This is a genomic window from Streptomyces sp. NPDC103540 (assembly GCF_055584445.1).
On record NZ_JBVJMA010000005.1, the window covers coordinates 24,942 to 48,919 of the forward strand.

A 23,978-nucleotide genomic window follows, 5' to 3' on the forward strand; every position below is an offset into this window, starting at 1 on the left:
TCCTTTTAGGTCCGGGTTACGCCGGACCGTCGCTACTTCATGGGCGTACTCATCGCGTACTCATCGAGTGCTCATCGCAATCTCGACCTACTTCCAACTCGCGAGGTACCTGACCGCACGGGGGTATCCGTGCCGTACTTCTTCTTACGGTGTCGCCTCGGCCGTGACGGCCAGGGCTGCGCGCAGATCCGTCGTGTCGAGCGCTCCTGCGGACCGAAGGGCCCGGGGGAACGCTCTGCGGCGGACCGCCTGGTCGAGGCAGACCGCGGCGGGGTGCACGTAGGCACCCCGGCCGGGCAGCGTACCGCGATGATCGGGGACGCATTGGTCCTCGATCGCCACGATGCGCAGCAGATCGCTCTTGGCCGCTCGCTCCCGACACCCCACACAGGTGCGTTCGGGGCATGCGCGGGCTTGCGTCCGGCCAGACACGCCTAAGTCTACCTCCCCGTACCGACCTCACCCCTTCAGGTGAAAAATCGAACGGATGTCGTTGTGATCCAGGAGGGACTCCCGGCATCGAGAGTCCCTGTCTACCGGCCGGAAACCTCCGGTCGGTAGTGATTTATTCCCGACCCCGGTATCCGCCGCGGTCCGCGTCGCGACCGCCGTCACGGCCGTCGCGACCACCGTCACGGCCGCCGTCCTCGTCCGAGGGGACCTCGGTGTCGGGGCGGATGTCGATGCGCCAGCCGGTGAGGCGGGCGGCGAGGCGGGCGTTCTGGCCCTCCTTGCCGATCGCCAGCGACAGCTGGTAGTCGGGCACGGTCACGCGGGCCGAGCGGGAGTCCCAGTCGACGACCTCGACCTTGCTCACCCGAGCGGGCGACAGGGCGTTGGCCACCATCTCCGCCGGGTCGTCCGACCAGTCGACGATGTCGATCTTCTCGCCGTGCAGTTCGGCCATGACGTTGCGCACGCGGCTGCCCATCGGGCCGATGCAGGCGCCCTTCGGGTTGAGGCCCGAACGGGTGGACCGGACGGCGATCTTGGTGCGGTGACCGGCCTCGCGGGCGATCGCCGAGATCTCGACGCTGCCGTCGGCGATCTCGGGGACCTCCAGCGCGAACAGCTTCTTCACCAGGTTCGGGTGGGTACGCGACAGGGTCACGGACGGACCGCGCACGCCCTTCGCCACGCGCACCACGTACGCCTTCAGGCGGAGCCCGTGCGGGTACTCCTCGCCGGGGACCTGCTCCTGCACGGGCAGGATGGCCTCCAGCTTGCCGATGTCGACGAGGACGTTCTTGGGGTCCTTGCCCTGCTGGACGACACCGGTGATGACGTCGCCCTCGCGGCCGGCGAACTCGCCGAAGGTCAGGTCGTCCTCGGCGTCGCGCAGACGCTGGAGGATCACCTGCTTGGCGGTCGTCGCGGCGATGCGCCCGAAGTCCGACGGCGTGTCGTCGAACTCCTTGGGCTCCTGACCCTCTTCGAGGTCCCTCGGGTCCTCGGTCGCCCACACGACCACGTGACCGTTGGTGCGGTCCAGCACGACACGCGCGCGCCGGAAGCTCCCCTCGGTGCGGTGGTACGCGATGAGGAGGGCCGACTCGATCGCCTCGACGAGCAGGTCGAAGGAGATCTCCTTCTCCCGGACCAGACCCCGCAGGGCACTCATGTCGATGTCCACGGCTACGCCTCCTCTTCTTTCTGCATGCCGCTCTTGTCTTTGCGGTTGAACTCGATCTCGACACGCGCCCTGGCGATGTCGGTGAACGCGACGCGGCGGGCGGTCGCCTTGCGGCCCTTCACGCCCGGAACCTCGAGGTCCATGCCCTCGTCGTCGACGTCGAGGATGCGGGCGATCAGTTCCTCGCCCTTGTCGCCCTCGACGGACAGCTGGAACTTCACGAGACGGCCGGTGGCCCGGACGTAGTGACGGTGCTCGGTGAGCGGGCGGTCCGCGCCCGGGGAGCTGACTTCGAGCTGGTACTCGTCCTCGCCCATCACGTCGGTCTCGTCGAGCTTGTCGGAGATCTCACGGCTCAGCTCGGCGCAGAGGTCCAGGTCGAGGCCCTCGTCGGAATCGACGATGATGCGCAGCATCCGGCGGCGGCCTGCCTTGGACAGTTCGATGTCCTCGAGGTCCAGGCCCTTGGCGGTGACGAGCGGCTCCAGCAGTCCGCGCAGCCTGTCGCTCTGGGTGGTGCTCATCCGGGTGACTCCTCGGCCGCGTCTGCTGTTGTCGTTTTCCGTCGCGTGTCAGGTCAAAGGGTATCCGGTCGCGGAGGGTGTTGCCGTCCGCGCCGAGCCCGACGCCCCCGGGTACCGTGATCACACCCTGCCCCGACATCACCCCCGAGGACGTCGCCGTGCCCTGGACCCTGCCCTTGAGGCCCTCGCGAAGGAGCCTGCTCGTCGGAGCCGCCGGTGTGGCCGGGGCCGCGTTGACCACCGGGTGTACCGGCGGGGGCGGCGCGTCCGGGACCGACTCCGCCGTCGCGCTCGAACGGCGGATGCGGGAAGGGGCGGTGCGTGACAGCGAACGGTTGCTGGAACGTTACGACACCACTCTGACGGCGCATCCGTCACTCGCCGAACGCCTCGCGCCGCTGCGTGCCGCGGTCGCCGCGCACGCCTCCGCGCTGGCCTTCCCGGCCCCGAAATCGAACACCTCGGCCTCGCCCGGCGCGGCGGCCGGGGCCTCCCCGCACGCCTCGACCTCGCCGTCGGCCGGCGGCTCCGGCGGCTCCCCCGGCGCCCCGGCGAGCCGCGAGCCCGTGCCCCCGCAACCGGCCGAGGCCCTGAGCGCCCTGGCCGACGCCGAGCGGAGCCTGTCCGAGGCCCGGACCATCGCGCTGGCCGGCGCTCCCGGGGAACTGGCCCGGATGTTGGCCTCGGTGGCGGCGTGCGGCGCCGTCCACGCGTACCTGCTCACCACGAACCCCGGAGCCGCCTCGTGAAGCGCGCCCCCTCCCCCTCCGCCGTGAACCGGCCCCTCCAGGCGGCCCAGGCCGCGCTGGCCGCCGAACACGCGGCGGTGTACGCGTACGGGGTCATCGGCGCCCGCAGCGCCGCCGCCCGGGCCGGCGAGGCCCGGGAGGCCCACGGGGCGCACCTCGCGCGCCGCGACGCGCTCACCCGTACGGTCCGTGAGCTGGGCGGCGCGCCGCAGCCGAGCGAGGCGGCGTACACGCTGCCGTTCGAGCTGCGTTCCCCGGCCGACGCCGAGCGGCTGGCCGCCGAGATCGAGGACCGGGTGGCGGGGGCGTACTCCGATCTCGTCCGGTCGGCGGACGGCCGGTTGCGCCGCGAGGCGGCCGACGCGCTGAGCGCCGCGGCCGTCCGCGCGGCACGCTGGCGCGGGGTCGGCGTAGCCTTCCCTGGGCTCACGGAACGTTCGGAGCGAGCCCGGCACAGCTGAAAGGGACCACGCACGCATGGCTTTCGAACCGCCCCAGCGACTCGTACGGGCGCTCGGCGAGCTGCCGGAGACGACGCGGGACACGGAGTGGCTGGGGCGGTTGCCCGAGCTGGCCGAGGAGGCGCTCGGGCGACGCGAGGTGGTGGCCCAGCGGGTCCAGGCCCCGGGCGGTCGCAGCAGCCTGCTGCTCCTCGTGCGCTACGCCGACGGCACTCCGGCCGCACTGAAGATGGCCCCTCCGGGGGCCCGGCCGGACCGTGAGCTGGCGGCTCTGGCGCACTGGGGCGGGTTCGGCGCGGTACGGGTCCTCGACTCGCGTCACCACGAGCGGGACGGGGCCGTCCTGCTGGAACGCCTGCACCCCGAGGTGTCCCTGCGCTCGCTGCCGGAGGCGAAGGCCCTGCTGGAGGCCTGCGGCACGCTGCGACGGCTGTGGGTGGAGCCCCCGGCCGGGCACCCCTTCGAGTCGGTGGCGGATCGTACGGTCGCCCAGTGCGCGGCCCTGCGCGCGGCGCCGCCGGAGCTGCGGGGCCTGGCGGACACGGCGATGGCGCTGCGGGAGGAGCTGACGGCGCGGCCCGGCGAGGAGTTGCTCCTGCACGGCAACTTCCGGCAGGGCAAGGTGCTGGCGGGCGAGCGGGCGCCGTGGCTGACGGTGGGCCCGGAGCCGGTGGTCGGCGAGCGGGCCTACGACCTGGCGCGGCTGGTCCGCGACCGGGTGGAGGACCAGGTCGCCACCTCGGCGGGGGCGGCCGGCGCGCGTCGGCGGGTGAACAGGCTCGCGGACTCGCTGGAGGTGGACCGCGACCGGCTGCGGGGCTGGACGGTGTTCCGGGCGGTGGAGTCCGGCAACCGGGCGCTGGCGGCCGGACGGCGGCGGGACGCGGAGCTGTTGCTGGAGTTCGCGGCCTGGTTGTAGGGCATACCGTAGGTAGGAAGACATGCCCGGCAGGGGGCCGTCATGGTCGAAGAACTCCTGGCAGCGGGAATCGCCGCCGCGGCGGGTGTCGCGGTGTACCTGGGCGCGGCCGCCCGGGTGGTGAAGCAGTACGAGCGCGGCGTGGTCTTCCGCTTCGGTCGGGTGCGGGCGGGCGTGCGGCCGCCGGGGTTCACGATGATCCTCCCGGTGGTGGACCGGCTGCGGAAGGTGAACCTGCAGATCGTGACGTTGCCCGTGCCGGCCCAGGAGGGCATCACCCGGGACAACGTCACGGTGCGGGTGGACGCGGTCGTGTACTTCAAGGTGGTCGATCCCGCGAGCGCGATCATCGAGGTGGAGGACTACCGCTTCGCGGTATCGCAGATGGCGCAGACCTCGCTGCGGTCGATCATCGGCAAGTCGGACCTCGACGACCTGTTGTCGAACCGGGAGAAGCTGAACCAGGGCCTGGAGCTGATGATCGACAGTCCGGCGATGGGCTGGGGCGTGCAGATCGACCGGGTCGAGATCAAGGACGTGTCCCTGCCGGAGACGATGAAGCGTTCGATGGCCCGTCAGGCGGAGGCGGACCGCGAGCGGCGGGCGCGGGTGATCAACGCGGACGCGGAGCTGCAGGCGTCGAGGAAGTTGGCGGAGGCGGCGGAGGTCATGTCGGAGCAGCCGGCCGCGCTCCAACTGCGGCTGCTCCAGACGGTGGTGGCGGTGGCCGCGGAGAAGAACTCCACGCTGGTGCTGCCGTTCCCGGTGGAGCTGTTGCGCTTCCTGGAGCGTGCGGCGCCGGCGGGGCACGAGGCGCCTTCCGGGCCGCACCGCGGGCCCGACTCCGCCGACGGGGCCGGTACGCCGCCGCCGCTGCCGGCCCCTGAGCGGGGGCCGGCGGCGGACGGCCCGGGCGACGACCCGGGGCGCCTGAGCGCCTGAGCGCTACCGGGAGCCCGCGGGCCGCCGGGGGCCTGGCCGTCGCCTGGGGCGCGCGGGGCTCCGGGGGCTCCGGGCTATCGGTTCAGGCGGGCCAGGGCTTCGGCCAGGGGGAGTTCCTCGCGGGTCCCCGTGGGGCGGTGCTGGAGTTCGACGATGCCGTCGGCGGCGCGGCGGCCGGCGACGAGGATCCACGGCACGCCGATCAGTTCCGCGTCGGTGAGCTTGACGCCCGGGGAGAGGCCCGCGCGGTCGTCCAGCAGCACCCGCTTCCCGGCGGCGGCCAGCGCGTCGGCGGCCTCCTCGGCCAGGGCCAGCGGTACGGCCTTGCCGGCCGCGACCACGTGCACGTCGGCGGGGGCCACCTCGGCGGGCCAGCACAGGCCCCGGGCGTCGGCGGTCTGTTCGGCGAGGGCGGCCACGGCCCGGGAGACGCCGATGCCGTAGGAGCCCATGGTGACGCGGACGGGCTTGCCCTCCCGGCCGAGCACGTCGAGGCCGAAGGCGTCGGCGTACTTGCGGCCCAACTGGAAGATGTGGCCGACCTCGATCGCCCGGTCCAGTCGCAGGCCCGCGCCGCAGGAGGGGCAGGGGTCGCCGGGCTCGACGACGACCACGTCGAGGTGGCGGTCCACCTCGAAGTCGCGGCCGCACACCACGTTGCGGGCGTGGGTGTCGGGGCGGTTGGCGCCGGTCACCCAGGCGGTGCCGGGGGCGACGCGGGGGTCGGCGAGGTAGGGCACCTTGTCCAGGCCCTGCGGGCCCACGTAGCCGCGTACGAGGTCGGGACGGTCGGCGAAGTCCTCGGCGGTGACCAGTTCGACGACCGCGGGCGCGAGGTGTTCGGCGAGCTTGCCGAGGTCGACCTCGCGGTCACCGGGGACGCCGACGGCCGTGATCTCGCCGTCGACCTTGACCAGGAGGTTCTTCAGGGTGGCGGAGGCCGGGACGTCCAGCAGGGCGGCCAGGGACTCGATGGTGGGGGTGTCGGGGGTGTCCAGCTCCTCGACGGGGCCGTGGTCCGCGCTCACGGGCCGCAGGGCGAAGGTGACGGCCTCGGTGTTGGCGGCGTAGCCGCAGGAGGGGCAGTCGGCGAAGGTGTCCTCGCCGGCGGCGGCGGGGGCGAGGAACTCCTCGGAGGCGGAGCCGCCCATGGCGCCCGACACGGCCGAGACGATCCGGTGGTCCAGGCCGAGCCGCTCGAAAATCCGCACGTACGCCTCGCGGTGGAGGCGGTAGGACTCGGCGAGGCCCTCGTCGGAGGTGTCGAAGGAGTAGGAGTCCTTCATCTGGAACTCGCGTCCGCGCAGCACCCCGGAGCGGGGGCGGGCCTCGTCGCGGTACTTGGTCTGGATCTGGTAGAGCATCACGGGCAGGTCCTTGTAGGACGTGCACTGGTCCTTCACCAGGAGGGTGAAGATCTCCTCGTGGGTGGGGCCGAGCAGGTAGTCGGCGCCCTTGCGGTCCTTCAGGCGGAACAGCAGGTCGCCGTACTCGCTCCAGCGTCCGCTGACCTCGTACGGTTCGCGGGGCAGCAGGGCGGGGAGCAGCACCTCCTGGGCGCCGATGGCGTCCATCTCCTCGCGGACGATCCGTGCGACGTTGTCCAGGACCCGCTTGCCGAGCGGCAGCCAGGTCCAGACGCCCGCGGAGCTGCGGCGGACGTAGCCGGCGCGGACGAGGAGACGGTGGCTGAGGGTCTCGGCGTCGGCCGGGTCCTCCCTCAGCGTCCTGGCGAGGAGGCGGGACATGCGCTGCACGTGTTGCGTAGACATGTCGGGAGGCTACCGGGGGCGCGGCGGAGCCCGGAAACGGTTTCAGGGCCTGCGCAGGGGCAGGGGGGCGCCCATGACGGCGTACGGGAGGCTCGCGCTCGGGAAGAGGACCTTGCGGGCCAGGTCGGTGTAGCCGAGTGCGGCGTACAGGCAGCGGGCCGGGCTGTCGGTGTCGATGGCCGAGAGGATCGAGCGGGTCTGGGCGGCGCCGTCGGTGATGCGGGTGATGAGGGCGCGGCCGACGCCGCGGCCCTGGAAGCCGGGGTGGACGTGGAGTTCGGTGATGACGAAGGAGTCGTCGAGCCAGCCGTCCTCGCCGCGGGCGCGCAGGTAGGGCTCGACGATGGTGGACCACCAGTGGGTGCGGTCGTTGGGCATGCCGTACACGAAGCCGGCGAGGGCGCCGTCCTCGGTGAAGGCGCCGAGGGCGCGGGCGCCGGGCGAGGTCATGTGGCGCTGGACGATGTAGCGCCGGATGCCGACCTCCTCCTCGCTGAGTCCGAAGGCCACGGCCTGGACGCGCAGGGCCTCGTCCACGCGGGCGGCGAGGTCCAGGGGGCCGATGCGGAGGCCGGCGGGCCGGGCGGGGTCGTCGCCCGCGGGAGGAGGCAGCATGCGGCGACCTTACTGCGGGGTACCGCCGCTCCGGTACGGGTGCGGGGCCGAAAGCGGCCACGGGCCGGGGGTCAGAACAGGACGCTCATGAAGGCGCCGACCTCGCGGAAGCCGACGCGGCGGTAGGCGGCGCGGGCGGCGGTGTTGAAGTCGTTGACGTAGAGGCTGACCACGGGTGCCACGTCGCGCAGGGCGTAGGCGACGACGGCGGCCATGCCGGTCTCGGAGTGTCCCCGGCCGCGGAACTCGGGGTCGACCCAGACGCCCTGGATCTGGCAGGCGCGGGAGGTGGCGGCGCCGATCTCCGCCTTGAAGACGACCTTGCCGTCCTCGACGCGGGCGAAGGAGCGGCCCGCGCCGACGAGCTCGGCGACCCGGGCCTGGTAGAGGAGGCCGCCGTCGCCGGCGAGCGGGGAGATGCCGACCTCCTCGGTGAACATGGCCACGCAGGCGGGCATGATCAGGTCCATCTCGTCCTTGCGGACGCGGCGGACGAGGGGGTCGGCGGTGATCTCGGCGGACGGCCGGTCCATGGTCATGAGGGGCTGGTGGGAGCGGACGTCGCGGGCCGGTCCCCAGCTGGGTTCCAGGAGCTTCCACAGCAGTCGGGTGGCCTCGGCGGGGCCGACGATGGAGGAGCAGCGCCGGCCGGTGCGGCGGGCGCGGTCGGCGAAGGCGCGGACGGCTTCGGGTCCGGCGCAGACGGGGACGAGGTTGGCTCCCGCGTAGCACAGGGCGCGCAGCTCGCCGTCGGCGTACCAGCCCCACATCTCGCCGCCCAGGCGCCAGGGGTCGAGCCCGGCGACCTGGACCCGGGAGGTGACGAACGCGTTCTCGACCGGCTCGCGTCCGAGGATGTCGAGCGCGGCGTCGAGATCACTGGGTTCAAGGACCCGGGTGGTGGTCTGCGTCAACACTGGGGGGCCTCACCATGCAAGTCCGCTGATCTCCGCACTGTACCCGCCCGGACCTGAGGATGCCTGGTCCCACGGGTCACGAAAGGGCCCCGAACCCGCCCGCGAGCTGCGGGAACGGGGCCGGGGCCCGTTCGGTGGCCGGGGTCGTCCGGCGGCCTCGACGGCCCCGGCGACGCTCGGGTCGTATCAGACGCCGATGGCGACGGTGGGCTCGCCGGAGGCGACGCCGTCCTTCTCCATCTGCTCGGCGATCTTCATCGCCTCTTCGATGAGGGTCTCCACGATCTTCGACTCGGGGACGGTCTTGATGACCTCGCCCTTCACGAAGATCTGGCCCTTGCCGTTGCCGGAGGCGACGCCGAGGTCGGCCTCACGGGCCTCGCCGGGGCCGTTGACGACGCAGCCCATGACGGCGACGCGCAGCGGGACCTCCATGCCCTCCAGGCCGGCGGTCACCTCTTCGGCGAGCTTGTAGACGTCGACCTGGGCGCGGCCGCAGGAGGGGCAGGAGACGATCTCCAGGCGGCGCGGCTTGAGGTTGAGGGACTCCAGGATCTGGATGCCGACCTTGACCTCCTCGGCCGGCGGGGCCGAGAGGGAGACGCGGATGGTGTCGCCGATGCCCTCGGAGAGCAGCGCGCCGAAGGCGACGGCGGACTTGATGGTGCCCTGGAAGGCGGGGCCGGCCTCGGTGACGCCGAGGTGCAGCGGGTAGTCGCACGCGGCGGCGAGCTGCCGGTAGGCGTTGACCATGACGACCGGGTCGTTGTGCTTGACCGAGATCTTGATGTCGCTGAAGCCGTGCTCCTCGAAGAGGGAGGCCTCCCACAGCGCGGACTCGACCAGCGCCTCGGGGGTGGCCTTGCCGTACTTCTTCAGCAGGCGGGCGTCGAGGGAGCCGGCGTTGACGCCGATGCGGATCGGGGTGCCCGCGTCGTTCGCGGCCTTCGCGATCTCCTTGACCTTGTCGTCGAACTGCTTGATGTTGCCCGGGTTCACGCGGACGGCGGCGCAGCCGGCGTCGATGGCGGCGAACACGTACTTGGGCTGGAAGTGGATGTCGGCGATGACCGGGATCTGCGACTTCTTCGCGATGACGGCCAGTGCGTCGGCGTCGTCCTGGGTCGGGCAGGCCACGCGGACGATGTTGCAGCCGGAGGCGGTCAGTTCGGCGATCTGCTGGAGGGTGGCGCCGATGTCGGAGGTGCGGGTCGTGGTCATCGACTGCACCGAGATGGGCGCGTCGCCGCCGACGGCGACCGAGCCGACCTGGATCTTGCGGCTGACCCTGCGGTCGGCAAGCTTCGTCGGCACGGCCGGCATTCCGAGAGAGATGGCAGTCATCTGCTGTGCAACCCCAAGGTGTGGATCGAGGTCCCGATATCGGCGGGCTCCAGCCTTCGAGGTTACGCCAATGAGGGCGTGCCCCTCGCATCCGAGGGGGTGCGCCACCCGAACGTAGGGAGCCGGGCACGAAGCGTGCCCGGCTCCCGGCCGTGGGATGTACGTCGCGCCGGCGGCGGGCCGGTGCGACGCCCCCACTAGGTGATCTTGATCGGGTTGACCACGTCGGCCACGAGCACCAACAGCGTGAAGCAGACGAAGACGCCGGCCACCACGTAGGCGGCGGGCATCAGCTTGGCCACGTCGAAGGGGCCGGGGTCGGCGCGGCGGAAGATCCGGGCCACCTGGCGCCGCAGGGACTCCCACAGGGCGCCGGCGATGTGGCCGCCGTCGAGCGGGAGGAGGGGCAGCATGTTGAACAGGAAGAGCGACAGGTTGAACATGCCGAGCACGTTCAACAGGATCGACATCTTCTGTTCGCTGGGCAGGTCGAGGGCGGCGATGTCGCCGCTGATGCGGGCCGCGCCGACGATGCCCATCGGGGAGTCGGCCTCGCGCTCGGCGCCGCCGAAGGCCGCGTTCCACAGGGCGGGGACCTTGGCGGGCAGGTTGACCAGGCCCTGGACGCTGCTCTCGACGATGTCGCCGAGGTGGTCGACCGATTCCCCGAAGGACAGGGCGGCGATCTCGTTGCGCGGGCTGAAGCCGAGCCAGCCCGCCGTCACGTACTGGCCCTTGACGTAGCCGCCGTGGCCGTCGCTCTTGGCGACCCGGTTCTCGATCAGGTTCACCGGGACGTCGAGGCGCGCGCCGTCGCGTACGACGGTGACGGTGGCCGGGCCGACGGTGTCGCGGATCTGCTTCTGCAGGGCGGCCCAGTCGGTGACCGCGCGGCCGTCGAAGGCGACGATCCGGTCCTTCGCCATCAGGCCCGCCTGCTTGGCCGGGGCGACGGGGTCGCCGGGCCTGCACTCGTCGCGGTTCTCGCTCTGCTGGATCACGCAGGGCGAGACGCCGGCGATCTCGGTGGTCGTGCGGTTGATCCCGAAGGTCATCCACACGCCGAAGAAGATCGCCAGGGCGAGCACCAGGTTCATGAAGGGGCCCGCGAACATCACGATCACGCGCTTCCAGGGCTTGCGCGTGTAGAACAGCCGGCTCTCGTCCCCGGGCTGGAGCTCCTCGTAGGCCGCCGAACGGGCGTCCTCGATCATCGAGCGGAACGGCGAGGTGGAGCGTGCCGTGACCTTGCCGTCGTCCCCGGGCGGGAACATCCCGATCATGCGGATGTAGCCGCCCATCGGGATGGCCTTGATCCCGTACTCCGTCTCGCCCTTCTTGCGCGACCAGATGGTCCGGCCGAAGCCGACCATGTACTGGGGCACGCGGATGCCGAAGAGCTTGGCCGTGGAGAGGTGGCCCAGCTCGTGCCAGGCGATGGAGAAGAGCAGCCCGACCACGAAGACGAGCACGCCCAGCAGGGTCAGCAGCAGTGTCATGCGCTCGCCTCCACGGCGGCGCGCGCCGCCATCTCCCGTGCCCGGGCCCTGGCCCAGGTCTCCGCTTCGAGGACGTCCGCGACGGTCAGGGAAGTTCCCGTGTCCGGCGTCCCGTGCTCATCGACCACGGCAGAGACGGTATCCATGATTGCTGTGAACGGCAGCCGACCGGCCAGGAACGCCTCGACGCACTCCTCGTTCGCCGCGTTGAAGACGGCCGGCGCGGTGCCGCCGAGCGTGCCGACGCGGCGGGCCAGGTCCACGGCGGGGAAGGCCTCGGTGTCGAGCGGGAAGAACTCCCAGGTCGACGCCTTGGTCCAGTCGAAGGCGGGGGCCGCGTCCGCAACCCGTACGGGCCAGCCGAGGCCGATGGCGATGGGGCCGCCCATGTCGGGCGGGGTGGCCTGGGCGAGGGTGGAGCCGTCGGTGAACTCGACCATGGAGTGCACGTACGACTGGGGGTGGACCACGACCTCGATGCGGTCGAAGGGGACGTCGTAGAGCAGGTGGGCCTCGATGACCTCCAGGCCCTTGTTGACCAGGGTCGCCGAGTTCACGGTGATGACCGGGCCCATGGCCCAGGTGGGGTGCGCGAGGGCGTCCTGGACGGTGACGGAGGCCAGCTCGGCGCGGGTGCGGCCGCGGAAGGGGCCGCCGGAGGCGGTGACCACGAGCTTGCGGACGTCGGCCCGGGTGCCGGCGGCCAGCGCCTGGAAGAGCGCGGCGTGCTCGGAGTCGACCGGGATGATCTGGCCGGGCTTCGCGAGGGCCTTCACCAGGGGGCCGCCGACGATCAGCGACTCCTTGTTGGCGAGGGCGAGGGTGCGGCCGGCGCGCAGCGCGGCGAGGGTGGGCGCGAGCCCGATGGAGCCGGTGATGCCGTTGAGGACGGTGTGGCAGGGGGAGGCGGCGAGCTCGGTGGCCGCGTCGGGCCCGGCGAGGATCTCGGGCAGCGGCTCGGAGCTCCCGTACTCGGCGCTCAGCGCCTCCTTCAGGGCCGGTACGACGTCCTCGCGGGCGACGGCCACGACCTGGACCCGCAGCCTGCGGGCCTGCTCGGCCAGCAGTGCGACGCGCCCGCCGGCGGCGGACAGCGCGGTGACCCGGAAGCGGTCCGGGTTGCGCAGGGCGAGGTCGATGGCCTGGGTGCCGATCGACCCGGTGGACCCGAGGATGACGATGTCCCGGCGGCCGGCCGCGGCGTCGAAGAGGAGGTGCGGGTCGGCGAGGGGGGCTGGACTGTCGCTCATGCCCCCCATTGTTGCCGCAACTCAGGGCCGCTTGGACACGGAGTCCCCGTCCGTGACGCGGGCCAACAGCTCCGGCAGCGTTCCGGCGAAGTCGGGCAGCGCGCGGGCGGCCCGCCACCAGGCCCGCGCGTCGTCGCCGAGGGCGGCGTCGAACAGCCGGTCGGCCTCGGCGCGGGCGGCGAGGACGGCCGCGGGACGGTCGTGGCGGTCGGGGTGGCCGATGTCACCGAGCCACTGGTCCTCGTCCAGCGCCCAGCAGGCGGGGACCTTGTGCCGGACCACGTCCGCGCCGGTCAACAGGCCGCGGTCCAGGCAGTCGCGGACCCAGCGGACGTCCTCCTCGACGGTCTCCATCGGCACGGCCAGGCTCACCAGGGCCAGTTCCCGCTCCCAGGCCCCGGTCGGTTCCGCCGACGCCGCGTCCGGCGCGAGGTGGCGTACGGCGCGGGCCAGCGCGGGGTCGTGGCGGACGGCGCCGGGCGGGGGCGGGGTGCCCGCGGCCAGGGTCCGCGCCAGTTCGGGGAGGGTGCCGCGGAAGGCGGGGGCGCGGCGCGGCAGCTCGGCCCAGAGCCGGGCGTCCTCGCCGAGCAGCGGGCGCAGGGCGCGCTGTACGGCCGACTGCATCTCGGCCTGTTCGGGCAGGCTCCAGCGCAGGCCGCGCCCGACGGGGAGGTGGCCGAGGAGCAGGGTGCGGGGGGCCGGGGCCACGCGGGCGACGAGTTCGTCGCAGGTGAGCAGACCGGTGCGGACGGCGCGGACGGCGGGGCGGTGCCAGTCGCGCCCGTACGTCGGCCCCGTGCGCGCGTCCAGGAGCGCCGCGCAGACCTCCCGGGGCAGGGCGCCCACCAGCAGCAGCGCCTCGACGGCGCCGGGCGGCAGGGGGTCGCGGGCGTGCTCGCGCAGCAGCGTCCCGGCGTCGAGCAGGTGGGGTATGCCGAGGAGGGTCAGCGGGACGCGGGGGCGGCGGCCGTGCCGGCGGAGCAGCCGGATCAGGTCGTCGGGGGCGAGGGGGCCCGGGCCCGTCTCCCGCTGGAGTTCCGGGGACGGGCCGGGCCGGGCGGCGTACCGCGCGGGGCCGGGCAGGCCGGGCAGCGGACGGCCGACGACGTGCGGGTTGCGGGCGATGTAGTGCCGGTCGGTGTCGGTGCCGTGGCGCAGGAGCAGCGTGACGGCCGAGGCGGGCAGCCACTGGTCGCGGCACAGGTACTTGCGGGTGGTCCCGTCGAGCCGCTCCAGCAGGTCGGCGACGACCTGCTGGGGTGCGTGGCGCAGCAGGTGCGCCACGCACCAGGCCAGCCGTCGGCCGGCCCGGTCCTCCTCGGCCGTCGCCATCGTCCTCATCCGCCTCGTGCCGTTGCCCGTTCCGTACTCGTTCCCGCACGTGCGCTCGTTACTCGTACGTCCGTCCGGGCTGCTGCCGATGATGGCAGGTCAGCGCAGGGGACGGTGCACGTTTTCGTGGGTGGAGGGTCCGGGGGTGGCGTCGGCGATCCACGGGCCGTCGCCCGAGGGGTCGAGGACGCCCTCCTCCAGCCAGGTGTAGACGCCGCCGAGGACCCCTTCGACGACCTTGCGGTCGAGGTCGTCGGTGTTGGCCCACAGGCGGCCGAACAGCTCCTCGACGCGCAGCCGGGACTGCCGGCAGAACGCGTCGGCGAGCTGGTAGGCCTCGCGCCCGTGGTCCCCCGTGGCGCGCAGGTGCTCGGCGCGCACGCAGGCGGCGCTCATCGCGAACAGCTCGGCGCCGATGTCCACGACCCGGCCGAGGAAGCCCTGCTTGGTCTCCATGCGGCCCTGCCAGCGGGACATGGCGTAGAAGGTGCTGCGGGCGAGTTTGCGGGCGCCGCGTTCGACGTAGCGCAGGTGGGTGGAGAGGTCGGGGTGGCCGCCGGGGTGGAACTCCCGGTAGGTGCCGGGGAGCTGTCCGGCACCGGTGGCCAGTTGCGGCAGCCAGCGGGCGTAGAACCCGGCGGCGCGGGCCCCCGCCTTCGCCTTGTCCCCCAGGGCCTTGTCGGGGTCGATGAGGTCGCCGGCGACGGAGAGGTGGGCGTCGACGGCCTCGCGGGCGATCAGCAGGTGCATGATCTCGGTGGAGCCCTCGAAGATCCGGTTGATGCGCAGGTCGCGGAGCATCTGTTCGGCGGGGACGGCCCGCTCCCCGCGCGCGGCCAGCGACTCGGCGGTCTCGAAGCCGCGACCGCCGCGGATCTGGACCAGTTCGTCGGCCATCAGGCAGGCCATCTCCGAGCCGTAGAGCTTGGCCAGGGCGGCTTCGATGCGGATGTCGTTGCGGTCCTCGTCGGCCATCTGGGAGGCGAGGTCGACGACCGCCTCCAGGGCGAAGGTGGTGGCGGCGATGAAGGAGATCTTCGCTCCGACGGCCTCGTGGCGGGCGACGGGGCGGCCCCACTGCTCGCGTACGGCGGACCATTCGCGGGCGATCTTCAGGCACCACTTGCCGGCGCCCACGCACATGGCGGGCAGCGACAGCCGCCCGGTGTTGAGGGTGGTCAGCGCGATCTTCAGGCCGGCCCCCTCGGCGCCGATCCGGTTGGCGGCGGGGACGCGGACGCGGTGGAAGCGGGTGACGCCGTTCTCCAGGCCGCGCAGGCCCATGAAGGCGTTGCGGTGCTCGACGGTGATGCCCGGGGAGTCGGCCTCGACGACGAAGGCCGTGATGCCGCCCTTGTGGCCCTCGCCCGCGGGCACCCGGGCCATGACCACGAGGAGGTCCGCGACCACGCCGTTGGTCGTCCACAGCTTCACCCCGTCGAGGACGTAGGCGTCCTCCCCGTCGGGTACGGCCGTGGTGGCCAGTCGGGCGGGGTCGGAACCCACGTCGGGTTCGGTGAGCAGGAAGGCGCTGACGGCGGTCGTGGCGCAGCGCGGCAGCCAGGTGTCCTTCTGCTCCTGGGTGCCGAACATCTTCAGCGGCTGGGGCACGCCGATCGACTGGTGGGCGGAGAGCAGGGCGCCGATGGCGGGGCTGACGGAGCCGACGAGGGCGAGGGCCTTGTTGTAGTAGACCTGCGTCAGGCCGAGGCCGCCGTACTTGGGGTCGATCTTCATCCCGAGGGCGCCGAGCTCCTTGAGCCCGCGCACCGTCTCGTCGGGGATGCGGGCCTCGCGCTCGATGCGCGGACCGTCGATCTCGTGCTCGCAGAACTCGCGCAGCCGGGCCAGGAAGGCCTCGCCGCGTCGGACGTCCTCGTCGGCGGGGAGCGGGTGGGGGTGGATCAGGTCCAGCCGGAACCGTCCGAGGAAGAGCTCCTTGGCGAAGCTGGGCTTGCGCCAGTCCGCCTCCCGGGCCGCTTCCGCGACCTGCCGCGCCTCGCGCTCGGTCACCTTGGGCTGTACGGGCTGTACGGGCTGTGTCGCTGACATCCGGGTGCTCACCTCGCAGCATCGGGGAACTACCGAGCGGTGCTACCTGTGAGTCGTACCCGTTCCGGGCGCGCGGGAAAAGGCCCGGAAGAGTGCCCGGGAAAAGGGGGACGGCCGGAGCCCCCGCACAGTAGGCTCCGGCCGTCGGTCGCAGGACCGGACGAGTGTCGTCCGATCAGATGTCGAGGCCCGTGAGGACCAGGACGCGCTCGTAGGTGTAGTCGTCCATCGCGTAGCGGACGCCCTCGCGGCCCACGCCGGACTGCTTGACGCCGCCGTACGGCATCTGGTCGGCCCGATAGGAGGGCGCGTCGCCGATGATCACGCCGCCGACCTCGAGCTCGCGGTGGGCCCGGAAGGCCACCTGGATGTCGCGGGTGAAGACGCCGGTCTGGAGACCGAACTTCGAGTCGTTGACGGCGGCGAAGGCCTCGTCGGTGTTCTCGACGCGCTGGAGGGTGAGGACCGGTCCGAAGACCTCCTCGACGGCGAGCGTGACGCCGGCCGGCAGGTCGGCGACGACGGTGGGCTCGTACGAGGCACCCTCGCGCTTGCCGCCGGTCAGCAGCTTGGCGCCGGCGGAGACGGCCTCGTCGACCCAGGCCTCGACGCGCTTGGCGGCGTCCTCGGAGACCAGGGGGCCGACGTCGGTGGCGGAGTCGGAGGGGTCGCCGGTGACCTGGGCGCGGACCTTCTCGACGACCTTCTCGGCGAGGCGGTCGTAGACCGAGGCGTCGGCGATGACGCGCTGCACGGAGATGCAGGACTGGCCGGCCTGGTAGTTCGAGAAGGTCGCGATGCGGGTCGCGGCCCAGTCGAGGTCGGCCTCGGAGGCCCAGTCGGCGAGGACCACGGCGGCGGCGTTGCCGCCGAGCTCCAGGGTGCAGTGCTTGTGGGGCACCGACTGCTGGATCGCGTAGCCGACCTTGTCGGAGCCGGTGAAGGAGATGACGGGCAGGCGCTCGTCCTTGACCAGGGCCGGCATCTTGTCGTTGGCGACGGGGAGCACGGACCAGGAACCGGCCGGCAGGTCGGTCTCGGCGAGCAGCTCGCCGAGGATCAGACCGGACAGCGGGGTGGCCGGGGCCGGCTTCAGGATGATCGGCGCGCCGACGGCGATGGCCGGGGCCACCTTGTGGGCGCACAGGTTCAGCGGGAAGTTGAACGGCGCGATGCCGAGGACCGGGCCCTTGACGAAGCGGCGGGTCAGGGCGAGGCGGCCGACGCCACCGGCGTCGGTGTCCAGGCGCTGGGCGTCGCCGCCGTTGAAGCGGCGCGCCTCCTCGGCGGCGAAACGGAACACGGACACCGCACGGCCGACCTCACCGCGGGCCCACTTGATCGGCTTGCCGTTCTCCGCGGAGATCAGCTGGGCGATCTCCTCGGTGCGCTCGACGAGACGCTTCGAGACGTGGTCGAGGGCGGCGGCCCGGACGTGGGCGGGGGTCGCGGAGAACTCCGCCGTCACGGCGTACGCCGCGGCCACGGCCTCCTCGACCTGGGCGTCGGTGGGCACGCTGACGGTGCCTACCAGTCGGCCGTCCCACGGGTTGTGGACGTCGAAGCTGTCCTCGCCGGTGGCCTGGCGGCCGGCGAGCCAGAAGGCGTGGGTGGAAGTCATGCGAATCCCGGCCCTTCGAGTGTGTGCGGTGGGTCGTTGTCCCCACCACCGTAGGACTCCACCGGGCTTTCGGTGTTTATCCGGCATGGAGCGGCGCCCGCCCGCCCTGCGCCGCTTTGTCACTGTCGGACCCGCCGGGGGCCGTGCGGGCCGGATCGCGGCGGGCTCCCACGGCGTCGCGGAGGAACTCGTCGACGGGCCGGGCGGGCTCGCGGGCGCGGGCTCGTGGGCGGGCCGGGCAAGCTCGTGGACGGGCTCGTGGACGGTGCGCTACGGCGTCGCGGAGCCGGCCTTGAGCGCCAGCCACAGCTCCATGCGGACGTCCGGGTCGTCCAGCGAACGGCCGAGGATCTCCTCGACCCGCTTCATGCGGTAGCGCAGGGTGTGCCGGTGCACCCCGAGGTCGGCGGCGGCCGCGTCCCACTGCCCGTGGCGCGAGAGCCACGCCTGGAGGGAGGCCACGAGGTCGCCCCGCCCCGTCGCGTCGTGCTCCCGCAGGGCGCGCAGGGTGCCGTCCGCGAAGGCCCGTACGGCGTCGTCGGCGAGCAGCGGCAGCACGGATCCGGCGGCCAGGTCCTCGTGCTCGACCATCGGCCGCCCGCGCCGCCGGGCCACGGCCAGGGCCTGGTCGGCCTGCTTGAAGGCGGCGGCCACCCCCGCCGGGCCGGCCGGGGCCGACAGGCCGACCACCAGTTCGTCCGGCTCCGGTCCGGTGGCCTCGCGGCCGCGCCGCGACTCCAGGGCCTCCGCGTGGTCGGCGCAGGCCCGCACCGCCGCGCCCCCGTCGGCGGCGAGCACCACCAGCCGGCCGGTGCCGGGCACCACGAGCAGCGTCTCCCCGGTCCGGGCGGCCGCCGACTCCACCGCGTCGGCCAGCAGCGCGAGCCCCTCGGGCTGGGCCGTCCCCGGCAGCGCCGGCTCGGCGACCACGATGCGGAACGGGGCGTCCAGCAGGCCCCCGTACAGGTCTCCGGCCACGGTCCGCGCGTGCTCCGCCTGCCCCTCCAGCAGCATCCGCAGGACGGCGGCGCCCAGCCGGGACTCGGCGTCGTGCAGGGCGCGGGAGCGTTCGGTGGTCAGGGTCAGCAGGGCGACGGCGGAGTGCACCGCGTACCGCTCGGCGGTGCCGAGCGGGGCCGCGGTGCCCACGGCGAGCGCGCCCCGCGCCCGGCGGCCCGTGCCCAGCGACTGGAGCTCGACCCGGTCCTCCGCGCCGCCGACCACCGCGCTCGCGGGCGCGGGACGCTCCCGCAGCCGCTCCACGTCGGGGGTCAGGCGGGCGGCCCGGCGGGCGGCCCAGTCCGGCGCGGCCGCGACGACCGCGCCGGAGGTGTCGTAGAGCGCGGCCCAGCCGTGCACGTGGGCGGCGAGCTTCGCCAGCAGGTCGGCGGGGCCGTCGGCCGACAGCGCGGCCCGGGTCAGCTCCCGCTGGGCCTCGAAACCGGCCGTGACGGCCCGGTACTGATCGGCGGCGAGCGCCGCGGAGACGGCCTTGCTGATCGCGAGGAACGGGGTGCGCCGGGGCACCTCCAGCAGCGGCAGGTCCTCCTCCCGGGCGGCCTGCACCAGCGCTTCGGGGACGGCCTCGTAGTTGACCCCGACCGCGAAGCCGATGCCGACGACCCCGGCCGCCGCGAGGCGCCGTACGTAGCGGCGCATCTCGTCGGGGTCCTCGGCGTCCAGCTTCATGGCGGTGACGAGCAGCAGCTCGCCGCCCTCCATGTAGGGGACGGGGTCTGCGAGCTCGCTGACGTGCGCCCAGCGGACGGGGGTGTCGAGGCGGCCCTCCCCGGCCCGGACGCTGAGCTTGAGCGCCGAGTGCTGGACGAGGGAGGCGAGGGTGAGCGGCATCGGTTACCAGGCGCCTTCAGCGGGAGGGGTGGAACGGGGACGGTGCGCATTTCGCCGTGTCGTACGAACGCCCCCTCTCGATTCTGCCACCTCGTACGGGTCCCCTCAGCCGCTCAGCCCCTCAGCCCCTCAGCCGCTCGGCCGCTCAGCCGCTCGCGGACAGGCGCAGCAGCAGCGGCGCGGCGCGCTCGCCGGTGACCGTGGTCAGGGACAGCACCGCGCAGCCCGGCGGCACGGCGTGCGCGAGGTCGGAGGCCGACCAGCGTTCGCGCTCCACCTGGCGCACGGTCACCGCGTCGGTGGTGACCGCCTTGCCGGTGACCAGCTTGCGGAAGGCGTGGATGGCACGGGTCAGGGGCTGGTCGGCGAAGACGGTCCGGTGGGTGACGTCACGGGTCTCCACCCACTCGGTGCCCCAGGCCTCGGCGAAGCGCTTGCCGTCCCAGGTCGTGATCCCGGAGAAGGCCATGCGGCAGCCGACCGCGCCGAGGAGCGGGGTGCGCAGGGCGTCCGGTACGTCGTCCAGGGTGCGCAGGGTCAGCAGGACGCCGGCGTGCGCCGAGCGCAGCCGCTGGATGCCGCGGACGGTGGCCGGGGTGAGGGTGTGCGAGGCGTCGTCGAGGGCGAGGAACGCGAACAGCGAGCGGTCGGCGCGGGCGGCGGCGCCGGCGTTGAACTGCGCGAGGAGCAGCCGGGCCAGCATCCGCGAGGCGTCGGCGTGGCCGCGTTCGGGGAGGTCGACGCGGACCCGGACGGGGTGTTCCAGGGCCCGCATGGAAAAGGAACGTCCCTGTCCGGTCGGGTCGAAGAACCCGGCGAAGGCGGGCCGGTCCAACAGGGCGACGCGGTCGGCGAGGGCCGGGCCGGGGTCGCCGGGCGCGCCGTGCTGACGGGCGCGGGCGTCGAGTTCGCGGAGCATGCCCTGCTGGCCGGTGCCCTCCAGGGCCTGGCGGAGCGCCGCGTGGGCGGAGGGCAGTTCGTCGAGCAGCTCGCGCAGCTCGGGCACGGCCGGGAAGCGGCCGTGGGCGGCGCGGAAGGGGCCGAGGAGCTGGGCGAGGGCGGTCGCGGCGCGGCGTACGTCGAGGCCGGGGACGTCTCCGACGAAGGCGTCGGCGAGGAGGGCGGCGGCCTCGTCGGGGTCGGCGGCGCCGCCGTAGAGGTCGAGGTCGTGGACGGATTCGGGGTCGCCGACGCGGACGACGACGTCGTAGGCCGCGTCCGGGCCGAGCGGGGCCCCGGCCGAGCCGACGGCGACGACGGCAGCCTGGCCGGCCAGGGCCTGGAGCGCGAGGGACTCCACGACGGGCCGCACGAGGCGGGCGCTCTTGCCGGTGCCGGAGGGGCCGACGGCCAGCAGGGAGGTCCCGAGGACGCCGGGGTCGAGGGCGAGGGGGGTGCCGCGGCGGGCGTAGGGATTGCGCTCGCCGTCCTCGACGGTGCCGAGGAGCACCTGGCGGGTGAGCAGGTCGTGGCGGGCGGCGCGGACGGGGAGGTCGCGGTCGCCGGAGGGGTGCGCGCAGGCGCCGGCGCCCTTGGCGCGCACGGCGTCGGCGAAGGCCCCGAGCCGGGAGGGGTCGGCGCGCACGGACTCCCAGGCCCGCCGGATCCGCGCGAAGTCCACGTCGTTCATCCGCCCGGCCCCGGCCTCCCCGGCGAGCCGCTCGGCCACCTCCCCCATCCCGGCGGCCCGCACCTCCCCCCAGGCGAGGGGGTCGGGGGAGGCGGGAGCCTCGGCGATACGGGGGGTGGCGGCGTTATGAACGGAGGCCGGTTTGCGCGCGAGGCGGAAGAAGAAGAGAACCACCGGCGCCGATACCACCACGTAGGCGAGTGCCACCACCACGGTCCTCGTGCCTGCACTCATGTCGTCGTAGGGCAGGTAGTCGGTCACCAGGCCGAGAACGGTCAGGGTGTTGGTCATGATCAACATGAGCACGAACGCGGCCCCGACAGCCGCCCCCACCGCGGCGGCCCACGGTCCGCGTGCGGCCACGAGCCGGTCGAAGGCCTGGGCCCACGAGCCGAGCCTGCTGAACCACAGCGCGAGCCCGGCGGTCACGAGGAGCATGTACGCCTGAACGGCGGCGGATCCCCGTGCGTCGACGGGGGCACCCCCCAGCCCCCACCAGTCCCCGGGCGTGAACAGTTTGACCGGTACGTCGATGTACGGGATGTAGCGGTTGCTGATCAGCGACCACAACAACACGCACGCCAGGAACGAGACCACCGCCCCCGTCAGCAGTGACCGGTCGGTGGCGGTGTCCACCTCGCCCCCGCGGCGCGGGCGGTGGTCGAAGCGCCATACCCCCGGGTCCGCGCCCGGGCGGGGGGTGCGGAGCCACTCCACGAACGGGGCCGGGCCCACGGCCGGCGCGTGGGGTGGTCTCGGGGGGAGGGGGGGTGGCGTCGGGCGGGGGACGTGGCCCTCGCGGGTCGTGCGTCCGTCGTGCGTGCCCTCGGTGTTCATGAACCCCTGCCCCCTGCCCGTGACCGGCCCTGCGGCGCTCAATCTAGTGCCCGGCCCGCCCCCGCGGCCCGTACCCCGCATGATCCACGCACCGCGTCCCCGCCCGTGTCCCGCCCGCGCCCCCGTTCCTTCCTATGGCCGTCACGGACAAGGACACGCGGGCACCACTCCCGAACGGAGCATGCCTTACCCCCTCCCCCGGGCCTAGCCTGCGGACAAAGACACAGTTGCGTCCGAAACACCCCCAGGAGCCCCCTATGACCGCTGTCCCGCAGGAGCGCAAGCTCGTCACCGCGATCCCCGGCCCCAAGTCGCAGGAGCTGCAGGCCCGCCGTCTCGGCGTCGTGGCCGGCGGCGTGGGCTCCGTCCTGCCCGTCTTCACCGCCCGCGCGGGCGGCGGCATCATCGAGGACGTGGACGGCAACCGCCTGATCGACTTCGGTTCCGGCATCGCCGTGACCTCCGTCGGCGCCTCCGCCGAGGCCGTCGTGCGCCGCGCCTCCGCGCAGCTCGCCGACTTCACGCACACCTGCTTCATGGTGACCCCCTACGAGGGCTACGTCGAGGTCTGCGAGGCCCTCGCCGAGCTGACCCCGGGCGACCACGCCAAGAAGTCGGCGCTGTTCAACTCCGGCGCCGAGGCCGTCGAGAACGCCGTCAAGATCGCCCGTTCGTACACCAAGCGCCAGGCCGTCGTCGTCTTCGACCACGGCTACCACGGCCGTACGAACCTCACGATGGCTCTGACCTCGAAGAACATGCCGTACAAGCAGGGCTTCGGTCCGTTCGCCCCCGAGGTCTACCGCGTGCCGGTCGCCTACGGCTACCGCTGGCCCACCGGTGCCGAGAATTGTGGCCCCGAGGCCGCCGCCCAGGCGATCGACCAGATCACCAAGCAGATCGGCGCCGACAACGTCGCCGCGATCATCATCGAGCCGGTCCTCGGCGAGGGCGGCTTCATCGAGCCGGCCAAGGGCTTCCTGCCGGCGATCGTGAAGTTCGCCAACGACAACGGGATCGTCTTCGTCGCCGACGAGATCCAGTCCGGCTTCTGCCGCACCGGCCAGTGGTTCGCGTGTGAGGACGAGGGCATCGTCCCGGACCTGATCACCACCGCCAAGGGCATCGCGGGCGGTCTGCCGCTCGCCGCCGTGACCGGCCGCGCCGAGATCATGGACGCCGCCCACGCGGGTGGCCTCGGTGGCACCTACGGCGGCAACCCGGTGGCGTGCGCCGGTGCGCTCGGCTCCATCGAGACCATGAAGGAGCTCGACCTCAACGCCGCGGCGAAGAAGATCGAGTCCGTCATGAAGGCCCGTCTGACGGCGATGCAGGAGAAGTACGACATCATCGGCGACATCCGCGGTCGCGGTGCGATGATCGCGATCGAGCTCGTCAAGGACCCGGTCTCCAAGACCCCGTTCCCGGAGGCGGCCGGCGCGCTCGCCAAGGCCTGCCACGCCGAGGGCGTCCTCGTCCTCACCTGTGGCACCTACGGCAACGTGCTCCGTTTCCTCCCGCCGATCGTCATCGGCGAGGACCTCCTGAACGAGGGTCTGGACGTCATCGAGGCCGCGTTCGCGACCCTCTGATCGAACGTCCGGTTCGAACGTCTAGAACGTCCGAACGCGGCGCCCACCCCCCTACCGCGGGTAACGGGCGGGCGCTGTGAAGAAGGTGTGGGGGGCCGATGGCGGGAGCGCGTTCCCGCTGTCGGTCCCCTTTTCTCTGGCGTACGGTTTCTGCAGATGAGTGAGACAGACCGTTCCCGGAGTACCGGGGGCGATACCGGTACCGGGCTTCCCCAGCGCCGTACTGGGCATGCGTTCGCGCACACTCCTCTCCGATCGGACGGCCGTCCGCCCCAAACCCCCCGGGGCGCGCGGCGACCCGATCCGGGCGGCCGCCCCGGAACCATCCCCCCTGTTCCGGGGCGGCCGGCCACCCTCCCCGCCGCGCTCGCGGCCCTCTGCTGCCTCCTCTTCGCCCTGATCACCTGGCAGGTCCTGGTGTCGGGGCCGCTGTTGGCC

Annotated in this window: 19 protein-coding genes; 5 read left to right on the plus strand and 14 right to left on the minus strand. The window is 73.2% G+C overall.

Annotation, left to right across the window (positions count from 1 at the left end; all coding sequences use genetic code 11):
* Nucleotides 1-144: 144 nt before the first annotated feature.
* From ACZ6ZI_RS13460 to rimP, 3 genes are all read right to left on the minus strand, one after another.
* On the minus strand, nt 145-432 hold the full coding sequence (locus ACZ6ZI_RS13460; RefSeq protein ID WP_469519648.1) for a YlxR family protein: 288 nt from the start codon (nt 430-432) through the stop codon (nt 145-147).
* Nucleotides 433-565: 133 nt separating this feature from the next.
* Entirely contained in the window at nt 566-1,633 is a 1,068-nt protein-coding gene (gene nusA / locus ACZ6ZI_RS13465; protein ID WP_469519651.1) for a transcription termination factor NusA, read from the minus strand.
* Nucleotides 1,634-1,635: 2 nt separating this feature from the next.
* On the minus strand, nt 1,636-2,157 hold the full coding sequence (gene rimP / locus ACZ6ZI_RS13470; protein ID WP_469519654.1) for a ribosome maturation factor RimP: 522 nt from the start codon (nt 2,155-2,157) through the stop codon (nt 1,636-1,638).
* 116 nt (nt 2,158-2,273) lie between these two features.
* Here rimP and ACZ6ZI_RS13475 point away from each other — a divergent pair, with 116 nt between their 5' ends.
* The 4 genes from ACZ6ZI_RS13475 to ACZ6ZI_RS13490 are packed head-to-tail and all read left to right on the plus strand — an operon-like array spanning nt 2,274 to nt 5,228.
* Nucleotides 2,274-2,906 (plus strand): hypothetical protein, encoded by a 633-nt coding sequence (locus tag ACZ6ZI_RS13475; protein ID WP_469519657.1) that lies wholly within the window; start codon nt 2,274-2,276, stop codon nt 2,904-2,906.
* Nucleotides 2,903-3,367 (plus strand): ferritin-like domain-containing protein, encoded by a 465-nt coding sequence (locus tag ACZ6ZI_RS13480; protein ID WP_469519660.1) that lies wholly within the window; start codon nt 2,903-2,905, stop codon nt 3,365-3,367. Before ACZ6ZI_RS13475 ends, ACZ6ZI_RS13480 begins: the two co-directional genes overlap by 4 nt.
* Before the next feature lie 16 nt (nt 3,368-3,383).
* Nucleotides 3,384-4,286, plus strand: a complete 903-nt coding sequence (locus tag ACZ6ZI_RS13485) for an aminoglycoside phosphotransferase family protein (RefSeq protein ID WP_469519663.1) — start codon at nt 3,384-3,386, stop codon at nt 4,284-4,286.
* 42 nt (nt 4,287-4,328) lie between these two features.
* Nucleotides 4,329-5,228 (plus strand): slipin family protein, encoded by a 900-nt coding sequence (locus ACZ6ZI_RS13490; protein WP_469519666.1) that lies wholly within the window; start codon nt 4,329-4,331, stop codon nt 5,226-5,228.
* A 74-nt stretch (nt 5,229-5,302) separates the two neighbouring features.
* Here the strand turns inward: ACZ6ZI_RS13490 and ACZ6ZI_RS13495 are convergent, their stop codons facing one another.
* From ACZ6ZI_RS13495 to ACZ6ZI_RS13545, 11 genes are all read right to left on the minus strand, one after another.
* A complete protein-coding gene (locus ACZ6ZI_RS13495; protein WP_363057422.1) occupies nt 5,303-7,000 on the minus strand; it encodes a proline--tRNA ligase in 1,698 nt (565 codons plus the stop codon).
* 42 nt (nt 7,001-7,042) lie between these two features.
* Entirely contained in the window at nt 7,043-7,615 is a 573-nt protein-coding gene (locus ACZ6ZI_RS13500) for a GNAT family N-acetyltransferase (protein WP_469519669.1), read from the minus strand.
* Between the two features lie 71 nt (nt 7,616-7,686).
* Nucleotides 7,687-8,532, minus strand: coding sequence for a GNAT family N-acetyltransferase (locus ACZ6ZI_RS13505; RefSeq protein WP_469519672.1), 846 nt, complete (start codon nt 8,530-8,532; stop codon nt 7,687-7,689).
* Between the two features lie 186 nt (nt 8,533-8,718).
* The gene (gene ispG / locus ACZ6ZI_RS13510) at nt 8,719-9,876 is read right to left on the minus strand and encodes a flavodoxin-dependent (E)-4-hydroxy-3-methylbut-2-enyl-diphosphate synthase (protein ID WP_249768049.1); all 1,158 of its coding nucleotides are present in this window, start codon (nt 9,874-9,876) and stop codon (nt 8,719-8,721) included.
* Between the two features lie 197 nt (nt 9,877-10,073).
* Nucleotides 10,074-11,375, minus strand: coding sequence for a M50 family metallopeptidase (locus ACZ6ZI_RS13515; RefSeq protein ID WP_469519677.1), 1,302 nt, complete (start codon nt 11,373-11,375; stop codon nt 10,074-10,076).
* Nucleotides 11,372-12,625 carry a 1-deoxy-D-xylulose-5-phosphate reductoisomerase gene (dxr, locus tag ACZ6ZI_RS13520; RefSeq protein ID WP_469519679.1) on the minus strand — a complete coding sequence of 418 codons (1,254 nt, stop codon included), beginning with the start codon at nt 12,623-12,625 and terminating at the stop codon, nt 11,372-11,374. The genes ACZ6ZI_RS13515 and dxr overlap by 4 nt, the downstream gene beginning before the upstream one ends.
* 21 nt (nt 12,626-12,646) lie before the next feature.
* The gene (locus tag ACZ6ZI_RS13525) at nt 12,647-13,957 is read right to left on the minus strand and encodes a hypothetical protein (protein ID WP_469519681.1); all 1,311 of its coding nucleotides are present in this window, start codon (nt 13,955-13,957) and stop codon (nt 12,647-12,649) included.
* A gap of 99 nt (nt 13,958-14,056) precedes the next feature.
* Nucleotides 14,057-16,009 carry an acyl-CoA dehydrogenase family protein gene (locus ACZ6ZI_RS13530; RefSeq protein WP_363057435.1) on the minus strand — a complete coding sequence of 651 codons (1,953 nt, stop codon included), beginning with the start codon at nt 16,007-16,009 and terminating at the stop codon, nt 14,057-14,059.
* 175 nt (nt 16,010-16,184) lie between these two features.
* Complete coding sequence (locus tag ACZ6ZI_RS13535; protein WP_363057437.1) at nt 16,185-17,630, minus strand: aldehyde dehydrogenase family protein; 1,446 nt, start codon at nt 17,628-17,630, stop codon at nt 16,185-16,187.
* A gap of 270 nt (nt 17,631-17,900) precedes the next feature.
* Entirely contained in the window at nt 17,901-19,481 is a 1,581-nt protein-coding gene (locus ACZ6ZI_RS13540) for a PucR family transcriptional regulator (RefSeq protein ID WP_469519685.1), read from the minus strand.
* A 145-nt stretch (nt 19,482-19,626) separates the two neighbouring features.
* Nucleotides 19,627-21,948 carry an ATP/GTP-binding protein gene (locus ACZ6ZI_RS13545; protein WP_469519687.1) on the minus strand — a complete coding sequence of 774 codons (2,322 nt, stop codon included), beginning with the start codon at nt 21,946-21,948 and terminating at the stop codon, nt 19,627-19,629.
* A 257-nt stretch (nt 21,949-22,205) separates the two neighbouring features.
* On the opposite strand from ACZ6ZI_RS13545, the gene gabT reads away from it, so the two are divergent.
* Nucleotides 22,206-23,540 (plus strand): 4-aminobutyrate--2-oxoglutarate transaminase, encoded by a 1,335-nt coding sequence (gene gabT / locus ACZ6ZI_RS13550; RefSeq protein ID WP_469519690.1) that lies wholly within the window; start codon nt 22,206-22,208, stop codon nt 23,538-23,540.
* The last annotated feature ends 438 nt before the right edge of the window (nt 23,541-23,978 follow it).

Coding starts and splice junctions, on each gene's coding strand:
- ACZ6ZI_RS13485 (WP_469519663.1), top strand. CDS start 3,384: ATGGCTTTCGAACCGCCCCAGCGACTCGTACGGGCGCTCGGCGAGCTG.
- ispG (WP_249768049.1), bottom strand. CDS start 9,876: ATGACTGCCATCTCTCTCGGAATGCCGGCCGTGCCGACGAAGCTTGCC.
- ACZ6ZI_RS13535 (WP_363057437.1), bottom strand. CDS start 17,630: ATGACTTCCACCCACGCCTTCTGGCTCGCCGGCCGCCAGGCCACCGGC.
- ACZ6ZI_RS13515 (WP_469519677.1), bottom strand. CDS start 11,375: ATGACACTGCTGCTGACCCTGCTGGGCGTGCTCGTCTTCGTGGTCGGG.
- ACZ6ZI_RS13525 (WP_469519681.1), bottom strand. CDS start 13,957: ATGGCGACGGCCGAGGAGGACCGGGCCGGCCGACGGCTGGCCTGGTGC.
- dxr (WP_469519679.1), bottom strand. CDS start 12,625: ATGAGCGACAGTCCAGCCCCCCTCGCCGACCCGCACCTCCTCTTCGAC.
- rimP (WP_469519654.1), bottom strand. CDS start 2,157: ATGAGCACCACCCAGAGCGACAGGCTGCGCGGACTGCTGGAGCCGCTC.
- ACZ6ZI_RS13545 (WP_469519687.1), bottom strand. CDS start 21,948: ATGAACACCGAGGGCACGCACGACGGACGCACGACCCGCGAGGGCCAC.
- ACZ6ZI_RS13540 (WP_469519685.1), bottom strand. CDS start 19,481: ATGCCGCTCACCCTCGCCTCCCTCGTCCAGCACTCGGCGCTCAAGCTC.
- ACZ6ZI_RS13495 (WP_363057422.1), bottom strand. CDS start 7,000: ATGTCTACGCAACACGTGCAGCGCATGTCCCGCCTCCTCGCCAGGACG.
- ACZ6ZI_RS13530 (WP_363057435.1), bottom strand. CDS start 16,009: ATGTCAGCGACACAGCCCGTACAGCCCGTACAGCCCAAGGTGACCGAG.
- ACZ6ZI_RS13490 (WP_469519666.1), top strand. CDS start 4,329: ATGGTCGAAGAACTCCTGGCAGCGGGAATCGCCGCCGCGGCGGGTGTC.
- ACZ6ZI_RS13500 (WP_469519669.1), bottom strand. CDS start 7,615: ATGCTGCCTCCTCCCGCGGGCGACGACCCCGCCCGGCCCGCCGGCCTC.
- gabT (WP_469519690.1), top strand. CDS start 22,206: ATGACCGCTGTCCCGCAGGAGCGCAAGCTCGTCACCGCGATCCCCGGC.